The following is a 15,446-nucleotide window of genomic DNA, read 5'->3' as shown; positions in this document are numbered from 1 at the left end:
AACTTCGGTCCACTAATCGCACAACTCTCTTTAGACAAAATAAATGACTATTTTCAAAGTACATATTGTCTTCATTCTGACCAAAACCAACCCTATCTAGATTTTTATTTCCACATAACTTTAAGGCAAAAATAAGCCTTCACAAAGGGATACACTACATTGGTTAGTATGTATCGTAAAACTTACCTTTATAACCATTCTTTTTTACTAGATATACATGAAAACTATCTCACATATAAAGGTCTGATATCATTATTTATATCAGTATTTTTTTCGACATTTTTTGTCGAATTGTGTATATTTCCATAGAACTGTGTAAATATACATTTTGTTTTACGTTAAATAATATTGCTTTGAACATAATTCTGTTTGTCTGAGAACGCGTATAGAAACGGAGGGATAACAAAAATAAATAGCTTATAACAAATACTTTTAATATTCCATTTGTTCATGTGGAATAAGTCCCCAATGGACAAATGAATGTTCAGAGGAGGAAAAATGAAAAAACTTTTTAATGTATGTTTAATTGTATTCGTACTATTTTCGCAACTTGCTAGTTTTCCATACAATCAAGTAAGAGCGGAAACCTTAACAGGGGATTCCTTATTTGACACTGTTGAAATGAAAGATGCGACGAATCATATTATTGACGAATCAAAAAATCCTAACAATTTAATAAAGATAGGATCAACCATTCAAGTAGAATACGCTTGGTCAATAAAGGATCAACAAGTTGCACACGCAAATGATACAGCAGTAGTTCAAATACCACTTGCATTAAAAGTATCTAAAGATTTGCAAGGGGATTTAGTAACAGATCAAAAAAATATTGGTCAATATTTTATAACAGCTAAAGATAATAAATTAAAATTAATATTTAATGATCAAGTAGAAAATTTGAAAGACGCTAAAGGAAAAATTAAAGTTGATACCGTGTTTAACTCAACTTTAAAACCTGGGGAAAAATCAGTTCAAATCGCTTTTCCTTTAGGAACAATGGTTCAGCCTATATCAGTTCCTGTTCAAGTAGAAAACTCTAAAGAAGATGGCACCAAACAGGATACTAATAAACAAGCGCAAGATCCAGTAGCTAAACCTGTTACTGACAATCCGGAGCAAGATCCAGCAACTAAAACTGTTACTGATAATCCGGAACAAAACCCAGCAACTAAAACTGTTACCGATAATCCGGAACAAAACCCAGCAGCTAAAACTGCCACTGATAATCCGGAACAAAACCCAGCAGCTAAAACTGCCACTGATAATCCGGAACAAAACCTAGCAGCTAAAATTGCTACTGACAATCCAGAACAAAAGCTATCAAGCGACCCTGCTGAGAATACAAATTCAGGTCCAAAGCAAATAACAACAAACATTTTAACCGGTGTAAAGTTGACGGATAAAGACGGAAAACCATTTACAGAGGATAACCGTCCAAGTACAGATTCCCCTGCCAATATTGAGTTTACATGGGAACTTTTAAAGTCAATGAATGTGAAAAATGGAGATTACTATATTTTTGATCTTCCTAAACATTTTAAGATTTACAATACAATTAACAGTCCTTTATATGATAGTGAAAACCATCAAATTGGTAATTTTACTGTTACAAAAGATGGAAAAGTCACGATGACATTCAACGATTATGTTGAAGAGCATCCAGATGTTGCTGGTAACCTACAATTAAAGACAGAATTTAATAAAGCTGAAATTAAAGGTACAACAACACAAGAAATTCCTTTCCCTATTAAAGATAAGGATGTTTCTATTACAGTTGACTTTAAGCCTAATGTACAAACAGCTACGAATAAAAAAGGATTACCTGATAGACCAATTAATACAAATGAAATTAATTGGAAAGTAGAGATGAACAAAACGCAAGACACCCTTAAAAACGCTATTTTTAAAGATAACATTCCACAAGGTACAAACTTAAATAAAGATTCTATTAAAGTTTATTATTTAGAAGTTGATGTTAATGGGAATGTAACGCGTGGTGCAGAAGCTGAGCCAACAGATTACAATATTATTTCATCAGATGGCTCAAAATTGGAGATTGCTTTCAAGGATTCTATCAATAAAGCATATCAAATCGAATATGCCACAAAAATTACTGATGAAAATATTAAAAGTTTCCGAAATAACGTTACGATAACGAGTGATAATCAAAAGCAACAAAACGCAAGCTCTACTGTAACGGTTTCTCGTGGTACACACTTAAATAAAACAAGTAAATATGATCCAAAGACGCAAACAATTGAGTGGACAATTACTTACAATGGTGATCAAAGAGAGATCAAAAAAGCAGATGCGATTTTAAAAGATATTTTTGACGATACACACGAACTAGATGCAAATTCTATTGTTGTGAAAAACGCTTCATATAATGAACAAGGAACGCTTGTAACCGGAGACGCTGTTAATAATTACACTGTAAGTAACAAGAAGAATGGATTCGATTTACAGTTTAATGATGATATTAATAGTGCTTATGTGATTACCTATAAAACCAAGCCAACTAATAAAGTTATAGAAGATGGAAAAGTAAAAAATAAAGTTACAGCTGATAATGATTCAAGTAAAGAAAATGAAGCTAGCTTCAAGCAGCAAAATATTATTAAATCTAATAATAAAGCTGAAACAAATTATAAAGACAAAACAACAACTTGGACAATTATAGTAAATAATAACAACTATCCATTAAACAACGCGATCATTACGGATACCTTTAATCATGGTGGATTACAATTAAAAGATAAGAAACTAGAAATTAAAGATGGAAATTATACCCTTCAAGCTGGGACTGACTATGTTTTAGATGCAACAGATAAAGGCTTCAAAATTACTCTTATAGGTACATATCAGTCTAATATGACAAAGACATTAGTTGTAAAATATACGACAGACTTTGATTATACAAAGCTAGAAAGTGGTAAAACTTCATTTAAAAATACAGGTAACCTATCTTGGATAGATACGGATTCTAATCCACAATCAAATAAAGTTGAAGCTAATTTTGATCCTGATACTTTCACAAAAGCAAATGGTTATAAATACGGTTCTTATAACGCCCAAACGAAGGAAATTACTTGGATAATAGGCTTTAACTATAATAATGTTGAGATTAAAGATCCTTATGTTATAGACGTCATACAAGATAAACAAAAGTTAGTGCCTGGATCCATTGAAGTGCGCGATATGATTTTAAATGGAAATCCTAATAATGCACAACCTGGTAATGCTGTACCAACTGAGCAATATGAACTTGAAGAACCTACAGAGAACAATAAAAACACCCTAAAGGTTCATTTCAAACAATCAATTAATTCACCTTACTATATTATCTTTAAAACAAGCCTTGATGGTGAACTTATCCAAGGTACCTACAAAAACGAGGCAGATTTAAAAGATGGCTCTAAAATTATAAACACCCTTACAGGTGACACTCAAGTAAATAAAGGTGGCAGCTTTGTTACTAAAAAAGCTGTGCAAGACGACAACTATATTAATTGGAGTATCGCAATTAACGAAAGCCAATCAACCATTGCAGATGCCGTTGTAACAGATGACCCAACCGAAAATCAGGTAATTGTGGAAGATTCATTCCACTTATATCCTACAACTGTTGATCCATATGGAAATTTAACAAAAGATACAGTAAACGAATTAAAAGAAGGAACAGACTATAAACTCAAAATAACAACAGACAATAATACCGGAAAGCAACATTTCGAAATTGCCTTCTTGAAAAAAATTGATCGAGCTTATATTTTAGAATATCGCTCACTTATTAATGCAGACGATAAAGAAAAAGTAAGTAATAAAGCGAAAATCACAGGCAATAAGTTGACAGTTAAAAACACAGAAACTACTGAAACGATTGAAGTGAGAATGTCTTCTGGTTCAGGCGGAGGATCTGCTACTAAAGGCCGTGGAAACCTTGAAATTATAAAGGTAGATAACGACAATAAAAACGCACTATTAGCTGGGGCAGAATTTACTTTATACGATCGTACAGGTAAAACTGTTATCCGTAAAATTACAACAGACAAAGACGGTATCGCTAAATTTAATAATTTAAAACGCGATAAATATTTATTAAAAGAAACAAAGGCTCCTGAAGGCTATGTAATTAGCTGGGATTTAAAACAAGGAAAAATTGTTGAACTTGGTACACAAGAGACTACAACATATAAACTTGCAAATAAGAAGTTTGTCGGTAAAGTAGTTTTAACAAAGTCTGATGACCTGAATAAAAACGTCACACTGCAAGGTGCCGTTTTCACACTACTTGATAAAGATAAAAAAATAATTTCAGAACACGAAAAATTAACAACAAATGATAAAGGACAAATTACTGTAGATAATTTAAAACCAGGAACTTACTATTTAAAAGAAATAAAGGCTCCTGAGCATTATCAATTAGATGATCGACTTATTGAATTTACAATCGAGGAAGATCAAACAACAGTAATCAATAAAACGGCCCAAAACAGCTTAATTAGAGGCTCAGCTATCCTAACAAAAGTTGATAAAGAGGGTAATACTTTAGAAGGTGCTGTATTTAGTGTACGGGACCAAAATAACAAAAGAATTCCTGGTTATACCAAATTAACGACAAATGGTAACGGACAAATCGAAGCGAAAAATTTACTTCCTGGAGAGTACCAGTTTGTTGAAGAGAAAGCACCTGAACATTATGAAATAGATAAAAAACCGCTTAAATTTACAATTGAAAAAAGCCAACAGAAAGCACTTACTGTTACCGCGACAAATCACCTCATTAAAGGTGGTGTCACTTTAACGAAAGTCGATGATGTCGATGGCACTGCCCTTGAAGGTGCTGTATTTAAAATTGTCGATGCGAATGACGAGAAACAAGTAATTCGTGAAAATATAAAAACAGGTTCAGATGGAAAAGTTACCATTAAAGATCTAGAGCCTGGTGTTTATAAATTTATCGAAACAGAAGCTCCTAAGGATTATACGTTAAGTACAAACCCTATCGAGTTTACAATTGATAAAAGCCAACAAGCTCTTGCTACTGTTACGGCAAATAACAGCTTAAAAACGGGCGAAGTTGAATTATTAAAAGTTGATGAGTTTGGTGAGAAAAAACCACTTGAAGGTGCAGTATTCAAGCTTGTCGATACAAATAATAATGACGTTTCCCCTTACACTAACTTAACTACTGATAAACACGGTAAAGTTAAAGTTAGTAACCTACGTCCTGGTACGTATAAATTCATTGAAATAGCTGCTCCTGAACATTACGTTTTACGAGCAGAACCTATTGAATTTGCAATCGATAGAAGTCAGAAAGAAACTCTACTTGTGAAAGCTGAAAATGCTTTAAAACCAGGAGATGTTGAATTAACAAAAGTTGATGATATCGATGGTACAGCTCTTGAAGGTGCTGTATTTAAAATTGTTGATGCAAATGATGAAAAGAAAGTCATTCGCGAAAATGTAAAAACTGGTGCGGATGGTAAAGCTATCGCTACTGGCTTACGCCCTGGCGATTATAAATTTATCGAAGTAACAGCACCGAAGTATTACGACAAAAATACAAAACCAATTAAATTTACGATTACAGAAAGTCAAACAACTCAGGCTACTGTTACCGCTAAAAACAGCTTAACAAAAGGCGGTATTGAGTTAACAAAAGTGAATGCTGCAGATGAAAAGGAAACACTTGAAGGTGCAGTATTTAAAATCGTTAATAGAGATACTAATGAAGATGTTCGTACGGACCTTGTTACGAATAATAAAGGAATGCTAGTTGTAGATGACTTACGTCCTGGTAACTATAAACTTATCGAAACAAAGGCTCCAACTTATTACGATGTAAATGTAGAACCAATTGAATTTACAATCGAAAAAGGACAACAAAAACTCCTTCCACTTACATTTAAAAATAGTTTAACGAAAGGAAAAGTTAAACTTATTAAAGAAGATGATGTGGAAAGTAGTAAAGCTCTTGCCGGCGCTGTATTCACATTGCAAGACCCAACTGGCAAAGAAATTATGAAAGATTTAACAACAGATGATCACGGAGTATTAGTTATTCCTGATTTAGCACCAGGGGATTATCAATTTATCGAAACAAAAGCCCCTGAACATTATAAATTAGACAAAACACCTATTAAGTTCACAATTAAAAAAGGTAGTAAGGAAGATCTTCCTATCCCTGTTACTGTAAAAAATAGTTTACTTACAGGTGGCGTCACTTTAACAAAAGTTGATGATGTTGATGGCACTACTCTTGAAGGTGCAGAATTTATAATCGTTGACGCTCATGATACTAAAAAGGTAATTCGAAAAGATTTAACGACTGATAAAAACGGTAAAATTACTGCTTCTGATTTACGTCCTGGAGACTATCAATTTATTGAAGTAAAAGCTCCAAAAGACTATACCTTAAGCAAAGACCCTATTCCGTTCACTATCGAAAAAAGTCAAAAAGAGAATATTACTGTTACCGCTACTAACAGTTTAAAGAAAGGTGCAGTAACATTAACAAAAATTGATGACATCGATCGTACGATGCTCGAAGGTGCAATCTTTAAGATTGTGGATATGAATGGTAAGGAAGTTCATACGAATCTTGTTACAGATAAAAACGGAAAAATTTCTGTTTCTGATTTACGCCCTGGAGACTATCAGTTCATTGAAACAAAAGCTCCTGAGCACTATGTATTAGATGAAACAACGATTCCATTTACAATTGAAAGAAGTCAAACGAAAGAGATCAATGTTACAGGCAAAAATGCTTTGAAAAAAGGTAGCGTTGAACTAACAAAGATTGACGATATTGATATAAATACAAAACTTTCTAACGCCGTATTTAATTTATTAGATGCAGACGGTGAGCTAGTTGAAGAAGGCTTAAAAACAAATGCTGAAGGTAAAATTGTTGTTGAAAATCTACGTCCTGGTACGTATCAATTCGTTGAAACAATTGCTCCTGAACATTACGATTTAGATAAAAAACCTATCGTATTTACAATTAAAAAGAGCCAAACTGAAACTCTTCATATCACTGCTACAAATGCTTTAACAAAGGGTGCAGTTAAACTTTCTAAAGTAGACGATATTGATGGCACTGTTCTTAAAGATGCAGTATTTAAAATTGTTAATATGAACGGTGATGTAGTTCATAAAGACCTTGTTACAAATGAACAAGGAATAATCGAAATTAACGACCTACGTCCTGGTGATTACCAATTCATCGAAACGAAAGCTCCTAAGCATTACGTTTTAGATGAAACACCAATCAAATTCACTATTGAAAAAGGACAGAAGAAAGTTATTTCTTTAACTGCTACAAATAGCTTAAAACAAGGTAGTATCGAATTACTTAAAGTTGATGATTTAAACACTCAAACAAAACTTGCCGATGCGGTATTTAATTTACTAGATCAAGATGGCAAAGTACTTAAAACAGATTTAAAAACAAACAGTGAAGGTAAAATCGTTATCGAAAACTTACGTCCTGGTACGTATCAATTCGTTGAAATAACGGCCCCTGAACACTATGATTTAGACAAAAAACCAATTATATTTACAATTGAAAAAAGCCAAAAAGATATTGCTACCGTTACTATGAAAAATAGTTTAACAAAAGGCGGCGTGGAACTTTCTAAAGTGGATGACGTCGATGGCACTACTCTTGAAGGCGCAGTATTTAAAATTGTGGATATGAATGGCACTGTAATTCGCAAAGATCTTGTTACGAATCAACAAGGTAAAATTAGCGTTTCTGACCTACGTCCTGGTGATTATCAATTCATCGAGACAACGGCTCCGAAACACTATGATTTAAACAAAGAGCCAATTCCATTCACAATCACAAAGAGCCAAGCTGATCCTATCTCCGTTACAGCTACAAATAGCTTAACGAAAGGCACTGTGGAACTTTCTAAAGTAGATGATGTAGATGGTACTGCTCTTAAAGATGCGATATTTAAAATTACTGATATGAATGGTAACGACATTCGCACTGAACTTACAACAGATGTACATGGAAAAATTTCTGTTTCTGATTTACGTCCTGGGGACTATCAGTTTATTGAAACGAAAGCTCCTGAACACTATAAATTAGATAGTACACCTATTAAGTTTACAATTAAGAAAAGCCAAAAAGAAAAGCTCCAAGTTACTGCTACAAATAGCTTAACTGAGGGTGCTGTAGAATTAATAAAAGTGGATGATATAAATCCAGATACAAAACTTTCTGATGCAGTGTTTAACATCATCGATGCGAAAGGTAAAATTGTTCGCACTGATTTAACTACTGATAAAGATGGGAAGATTTCAGTTTCTGATTTACGTCCGGGAGATTATCAGTTCATTGAAACGAAAGCTCCAACTGGCTATGATTTAAACGTTAAACCAATTCCTTTCACAATTACGAAAGGACAATCTCAGGTTACCTCTGTTACAGCCTTAAATAGTTTAACAACAGGTTCAATTGAGTTAACTAAAGTTGATATTGATCACCACGGAACACTTGAAGGTGCCATTTTCAATATTTTAGACCAAGATGGAAAAGTCATCCGAGAAGGTTTAAAAACAGATCAACACGGAAAAGTAATCGTAAATGATTTGAAACCTGGTAATTATCAATTAGTAGAAACAAAGGCTCCTAAAGGCTATCAATTAGATGCATCACCAATAAACTTTACAATTGATAAAGCCCAAGCTAAGCCACTACAAATTACAGTTTCAAATAAAAAAATTGAATCTTCTTCAGGTGGAGATGACAAGCCAGTTACTCCTCCAAATAAAGAAGATAACAAAGGCAATGAAACATCTGAGAAACACGAAAACGGAACTTCCGAAGAAACATCGAATAAAACAGATAACAAACAGCAAGATGATCGAAATACGGATAAGCACCTTCCAAATACAGGTCATAAAGAAGACCCTACACAAACAGTAGGTATTGTTCTTCTACTAGCTGGATTATTAAGTATTTTAGCTACAAAACGCAAAAAAAATTATTAATAATTTTTTCACATCCAATCAATCTCTCAATTGATTGGATGTTTTTTTATACAAAAAGGACGATACATAAAGTATCGTCCTTTTAACGGGGTGAGGCTGCCCAAAAGTACGGAAAACCTTTGAACAGCCTCTTATTTTCATATGGATGCCTTACATATATCACTGATAATAATTATGAAATGCGGAAACATAATTACCATCAACTGATTCAAACATGAGAAATGAAACCCTACAGTGGTTCCATTCCTCTACATAATCTAAAGTTTGGGTACACTAGATTCATGCAATGTAGGAGCTTTCAGAGTAGAAAGCGAACCTTCGTTTAAAATGATAGCATACATATCTCCCTCAAAAATATGCAAATATGCATATATCGTTTTTTTATTTCTCAATGTCAGAATATTGAAAAATAAAAGGTGTGAAGGTAAAATAAAGTCATTATCCGTCTTCTTTTGTCAGTCAGAGAGAATAGAAGAATAGGAGAGGAAAAAATGAGAAAATCATTGAAACAAAAAATAGTAAGCTCTTTGCTTGCTGTATCACTTGCTGTTAGCTTAGCTCCAATTGGGCAAGCAAAAGCGGATTCCACGTCAGAGGTTACACAAACTCCATCTATTACAAAACAGATTGATCCAAACCGCGCGATTGAACATGTTCGTTTCTTATCTGAAACAATTGGTCCTCGCCCCGGTGGAACAAAATCCGAAGAATGGGCTTCTCGTTACATTGGTATGCAGCTTAAATCAATGGGCTATGAAGTAGAATATCAACCATTTCAGGTGCCCGATCAATACGTTGGATTCATTGAATCACCCCTATCAACAAAACGTAATTGGCAAGCTGGTGCTGCTCCTAATGCACTAATTTCTACAGAAGCTGTTACAGCTCCCCTTATCTTTGTTCAAGGTGGGACAAAATTAGAAGATATTCCAAATGAAGTAAACGGTAAAATTGTTTTATTTGAAAGAGGAACGACAGTTACCGACTATAATAAACAAGTTGAAAATGCTGTTAGCAAAGGTGCAAAAGGTGTTCTTTTATACAGTTTAATTGGCGGACGCGGAAATTATGGACAAACCTTCAATCCCCGCCTAATGAAAAAGCAATCTATCCCTGTCTTTGGTCTTGCTTATGCGCAAGGAAATGCATTTAAAGAAGAAATCGCTAAAAAAGGGACAACAATTCTTTCCCTAAAAGCGAGACATGAATCTAAATTAACATCTCTAAATGTTATCGCCAAAAAGAAACCAAAGAAGAGTACAGGTAATGAAAAAGCAGTCGTTGTAAGCTCGCACTATGATAGTGTTGTCGGAGCACCTGGCGCAAATGATAATGCTTCTGGAACTGGATTAGTATTAGAACTAGCTCGTACTTTTCAAAATGTAGAAACTGATAAAGAAATTCGCTTTATTACCTTTGGTTCTGAAGAAACTGGATTACTTGGTTCGGATTATTACGTGAATAGTCTATCCCAAAAAGAACGCGACCGTATTTTAGGTGTCTTTAACGCCGACATGGTTGCAACAAATTATGATAAAGCAAAGAATTTATATGCTATGACACCTGATGGCTCTACAAACTTTGTAACAGACGCTGCCTTGCAAGCAGGTAAACAACTAAATAATAACCTCATCCTACAAGGTAAATTCGGTTCTAGTGATCATGTTCCATTTGCTGAAGCTGGTATTCCTGCTGCTCTATTCATTTGGATGGGTGTCGATAGTTGGAATCCATTAATCTATCATATTGAGAAGGTATACCATACACCTCAAGATAACGTATTAGAAAACATTTCACCTGAACGAATGAGAATGGCATTAGACGTTATCGGAACAGGAGTTTATAACTCGCTTCAAAAACCTGTTCCTCAAACTGAACAGAAAGCTGCTTAATCATTTAAAAGACCACTGATTTTATCAGTGGTCTTTTATTGAGAAAAAATATATATGCATAAAAGCATATTTTATCCTACCCATTATCGTATACAATATTATCTGTAACAAAACCGATTACAACTAATAAGGAGGTTTTTTCTATTATGAAAAAAATGATTTTAGCAGGTGCATTAACTTTAGCAGGAATTACTGGAGCTACTGCGTTTATTCCTGAAACAAAAGTCGCTGCTGCCGCTCAAGAACAAAGCTTTACAAAATTTTATTCTTTGCAAACTGGAGGTAGTTCTGAACAAGAACCTATTTTCCTTCAAAAAGGACAAGAACTAACAATTCATCCTAACAGCAAAACTCCTAGTTACAGTGTTTATGACTCAAATCATAACCTAATTGGACGTTATTCTGATGGTTACGGCCGAATTTTCACTGCAAAAACAGATGGAAATATGTATGTTCAATTTCATGCACCTTACGTTTACTATAGTCCTGTTAGTTTCTCTGTTACTTATACTATTCAATAAAAAAGAGGTCCTTTATAGGGCCCCTTTTATTTCTCTTGCCAATTCACTTTTACAAATCCATCTTTTACTGTTAATCCGCTTATATTCAATACATATTCTTCATTTGCTTTTAAAGTAACTGTAAAAGTACCTTTTTTCGATTCACAAATTTCCTTTAACTCTTTTATACCTTCTCCTTGTCTTTCATACACACTAAAACATAAGTTTCCTCGTTTTGCATCTGTCTCATAAGAAAATGTCACTTCTGTATCCTTTTCATACTGAAATTCAATATCCTTACTGGCAATATCCCATGATGAGAATTTTGCCTCATAACTTGTTTTCCCTTGCTTCTCATTTGCTAAATATATATCCCCGGCTCTCCACGCGTCATCTAACGTTTGTGCAAAAGTAAAACCACTAAGTAATACAAACATTGTGCTTGCCAATATCGCAACTAATGTTACTTTCTGTTTTTTAACAAAATTCACCTTACATTCTCCTTCAACCTTCTTTTTACTTCTTCTTACCATATATAATAAAAACCCAATAAAGAATGGCAATATAACTGCTAAAATACTCCATCCTTTGCTCATTTGATGTGCTTTAGCATCTGTATATACCCATGATGCAACACATATTAAAAGTGCTATAAAAGCTAAAAACATCGTCACTCCAGCTACTTCAAATAGTACAAACGGATTAGCGAACTCTTTCATGTAATCTATACTCCTTCTTTAAAAATGACTGTATTACAACATATATCGGAATGTATACATGCATCATAATCACAATGGCTATCAACATAGGAATTTTATAATCCAAATGTGTGACAAATTGTTCTATAACAATTGTTAACAAAACAATCCAAATGGTGTGAATACAAATCATCCATTTCCTCTCTAACTTCTGAGCCTTTCGCACGCCCTGCTTCGTGTTATTTATTAGCTCTTCGCTTGGAGTTATCTCTTCTGCTAAGCTACTCTTTACCTTCTGTTCAAATTTATCTTCTGTCATAAACGAACCCCTCCAAATGTTCTCGCATTTGCTTCTTCGCATAATTAAGGCGATATTTCACTGTACCAATCGGTATATTTAATATTTCGCTCATTTCTTTATAAGAGTATTGTTCATAATAGTAGAGTACGAGCACGGTTTTATATTTTTCATTCAATAGCTGTATAACTTCCCGTATCATTTCCGCTTCCACTTTTTGAATAAATTCTTCTGATATATTCACATCATCTGCGAAATCTATTTCTCCACCATCTTCTTTATGAAATAAATCTAAGACGCGATCTTTCCATCTTTTCTTCTTGCGGTAAAAGTCATAAAATGTACGAACGCAAATTGTAGTAATCCACTTTTTATAATTATCCACATAAAAAAGTTGGTGCCTTGATGAAAAAACCTTTATCCACGTCTCTTGAAAAATATCTTCCGCATCTTCTTTCGTTTTCGCTAACTTATAGCATAAGGAATATATTTGCTGCTTATATATATCAATTAATTCTTCTATCTTTTCTTCCATCATAAGCCTCCTGTCATTTATATAAGACGACGCAAATTCCCCTTTTGTTTGATAATTTTTTTTATTATCTCCATACAAAAAGGCAATCACAACATTGTGTGATTGCCTTTTACTGAAAGCGAAAAATCGGCTCCGCTTTTCTTTATGTCCAGCTCTGCCTCCTAGCCCCTTCTGTCTAAGAACCTTCCCCACGAGAAGATAAAATGCATCTTCTGTGGGAAAGAACCTTAGCCTTCGGGACTAAACAGTCGGCTCCGCTTTTCTTTATTGTCCAGTTCCAGCGGCTAGAATACTCGGTGGCTTCGCGCCTTCCTCCGAGGCAAAGTACACCTCTCTGTCAGGAGCTCCATCCCCCTCCTATTCTAAACGAGCCGCTTCCGCTTTTCTTCATTACATTTTTTCTGGTGCAGATACTCCTACGATTGCTAATGCATTTTGAAGTGTAGTGCGTACTGCTTTCATTAACTCGTAACGAGCTTTACTTAATTCTAAGTTATCTTGGTTTAATACTTTTTCTGCATTGTAGAAGCTGTGTAATGTTGCTGCTAATTCAAATGCATAGTTTGTAATACGGTGTGGCAGACGTTTTTGTGCTGCATCCGCAACTACAGCTGGGAATTCACCAAGTTTTTTCAGTAACTCTACTTCTTTCTCAGAAGTAACAAGTTTATAGTTCACATCTCCATCTACAGCTAATCCTAATTCTTCGCCTTGACGAAGGATACTGCATACGCGAGCATGAGCATATTGTGCATAGTATACTGGGTTTTCATTAGATTTTGATACAGCTAAGTCCATATCGAAGTCTAAATGAGAATCACCGCTACGCATTGCGAAGAAGTAACGCATTGCGTCCACGCCTACTTCTTCCATAAGCTCACGAAGTGTAACTGCTTTACCCGTACGCTTACTCATCTTCATTTTTTCACCATTTTGGTATAGTTGTACCATTTGGATGATTTCTACTTCAAGCGTGTCTTTATCGTAACCAAGTGCTTGAATAGCAGCCTTCATACGAGGAATGTAACCGTGGTGGTCAGCACCCCAAATGTTGATTAACTTATCAAAACCACGCTCTAATTTATCACGGTGATACGCGATATCTGGCGTTAAGTATGTGTAAGAACCGTCGTTTTTAATTAATACACGATTTTTGTCATCGCCGTAAGTCATTGAACGGAACCAAGTTGCGCCGTCTTCTTCAAAGATCTCTTCACGCTCTTTTAATACAGCAAGAGCTTGATCGATTTTTCCGTTTTTGTATAGTGATGTTTCTGAGAACCATACATCAAATTTAACGCGGAAGCTTTCTAAGTCTTTTTGAAGTTTTGCTAATTCATATTTTAAACCGTACTCACGGTAGAATTCATAGCTTTCTTTTTCATCAGCTTTCGCATAACGATCGCCGAATTCTTCTGCTAAACGTTTACCAATTCCAATGATATCCGCACCATGGTAACCGTCTTCTGGCATTTCTTTATCTAAGCCTAAAGCTTGCATGTAACGAGCTTCAACAGAAAGAGCTAAGTTATGAATTTGGTTACCAGCATCATTAATGTAGTACTCACGAGATACATCGTAGCCTGCTTTTGCTAATAGGTTACATAAAGTGTCACCTACTGCCGCACCACGTGCATGTCCTAAGTGAAGGTCACCTGTTGGATTAGCAGATACGAACTCAACTTGTACTTTTTCACCTTTACCAGTATTCGTTTCACCGTAAGCTTCACCAGCGTTTACGATTGTTGGAATTAAATCTGTTAAGTAGCTATTATCCATATAGAAGTTAATAAAACCAGGACCAGCGATTTCGATTTTTTCAATAGAAGCTTTTGCTTTATCGAAGTTTGCAACTAGTTCTTCTGCAATCATACGAGGTGCTTTTTTCGCAACGCGTGCAAGTTGCATTGCCATATTTGTAGAGAAGTCACCATTTGTTTTATCTTTTGGAGATTCTAATACAACGTTTGGAATCTGTTCTTCTGTCGCTAATTCTGCCTTTAATACAGCAGCCTGAATTTCTTCTTTAATCAATCCTTTTACTTGTTCTAAGGAATTCATTATTTTGCCTCCTTCAAATTAATTGTAATAGTATATCTGCCAGCTTCTTGTTCACTTAGAAGCAATGCGTAAGTTAAGAAGAGTTGTCCTTTTTTCTTTTCATCCGACCATTTAAAAAGAACGTTATCAGTCTTTGTTTGCAATGCAAACGTACCAAGTTCACTCGTATACGTACCAGTTGTCCATTCACCTTTCACATGCGTCTGACGCATAGAAACAGCACCTGAACGCATAATGAGAACTTGTTCATCTTGAATTTTAATAATTGTTTTCACTTCGCCTTGTTCGTTCGGCTCCTGGAATGTTACATATGTACCTTGACCTTTTACATAGTATTGACCATTTGCTTCAAAAGCAACGGTTTCCTTCCTCGCCCCTTCACGGATTTCTGTTACGAAATGAACGTGTACCGGCAAGCCTGCAAGTTGTTTCTCCACGTCTTGCACACCTTTC

At 34.8% G+C, this 15,446-nt stretch carries 8 protein-coding genes; 3 read left to right on the top strand and 5 right to left on the bottom strand.

Features of this window, described 5'->3' with window-relative positions; translation table 11 throughout:
- Positions 1-498 precede the first annotated feature (498 nt).
- The 3 genes from HFD78_RS16740 (at position 499) to HFD78_RS16730 (ending at position 11,422) form a co-directional block, all read left to right on the top strand.
- Positions 499-9,009: a SpaA isopeptide-forming pilin-related protein gene (locus HFD78_RS16740; RefSeq protein WP_191968093.1), complete on the top strand. Its 8,511-nt coding sequence runs from the start codon at positions 499-501 to the stop codon at positions 9,007-9,009.
- Between the two features lie 491 nt (positions 9,010-9,500).
- Positions 9,501-10,901, top strand: coding sequence for a M28 family metallopeptidase (locus tag HFD78_RS16735; protein WP_191968092.1), 1,401 nt, complete (start codon positions 9,501-9,503; stop codon positions 10,899-10,901).
- A gap of 146 nt (positions 10,902-11,047) precedes the next feature.
- Positions 11,048-11,422, top strand: coding sequence for a hypothetical protein (locus HFD78_RS16730; RefSeq protein ID WP_000738221.1), 375 nt, complete (start codon positions 11,048-11,050; stop codon positions 11,420-11,422).
- Positions 11,423-11,448: 26 nt separating this feature from the next.
- Here HFD78_RS16730 and HFD78_RS16725 read toward each other — a convergent pair whose 3' ends face one another.
- From HFD78_RS16725 to HFD78_RS16705, 5 genes are all read right to left on the bottom strand, one after another.
- Positions 11,449-12,120, bottom strand: coding sequence for a hypothetical protein (locus tag HFD78_RS16725; RefSeq protein ID WP_000657192.1), 672 nt, complete (start codon positions 12,118-12,120; stop codon positions 11,449-11,451).
- The gene (locus HFD78_RS16720; protein ID WP_000133823.1) at positions 12,104-12,418 is read right to left on the bottom strand and encodes a hypothetical protein; all 315 of its coding nucleotides are present in this window, start codon (positions 12,416-12,418) and stop codon (positions 12,104-12,106) included. Before HFD78_RS16720 ends, HFD78_RS16725 begins: the two co-directional genes overlap by 17 nt.
- Positions 12,405-12,932, bottom strand: coding sequence for an RNA polymerase sigma factor (locus tag HFD78_RS16715; protein ID WP_000391478.1), 528 nt, complete (start codon positions 12,930-12,932; stop codon positions 12,405-12,407). The genes HFD78_RS16720 and HFD78_RS16715 overlap by 14 nt, the downstream gene beginning before the upstream one ends.
- Positions 12,933-13,322: 390 nt before the next feature.
- Positions 13,323-14,993, bottom strand: a complete 1,671-nt coding sequence (gene argS / locus HFD78_RS16710) for an arginine--tRNA ligase (RefSeq protein ID WP_001086446.1) — start codon at positions 14,991-14,993, stop codon at positions 13,323-13,325.
- Positions 14,993-15,430, bottom strand: a complete 438-nt coding sequence (locus tag HFD78_RS16705; RefSeq protein WP_000414867.1) for a YwiB family protein — start codon at positions 15,428-15,430, stop codon at positions 14,993-14,995. Before HFD78_RS16705 ends, argS begins: the two co-directional genes overlap by 1 nt.
- Between the last annotated feature and the right edge of the window lie 16 nt (positions 15,431-15,446).

This window comes from Bacillus sp. EKM501B (assembly GCF_011800505.1).
In the GTDB taxonomy this organism is placed as follows: domain Bacteria; phylum Bacillota; class Bacilli; order Bacillales; family Bacillaceae_G; genus Bacillus_A; species Bacillus_A cereus.
Note: the sequence above shows the minus strand (reverse complement) of the source record. Positions and strands in the feature narration are given on the sequence as shown.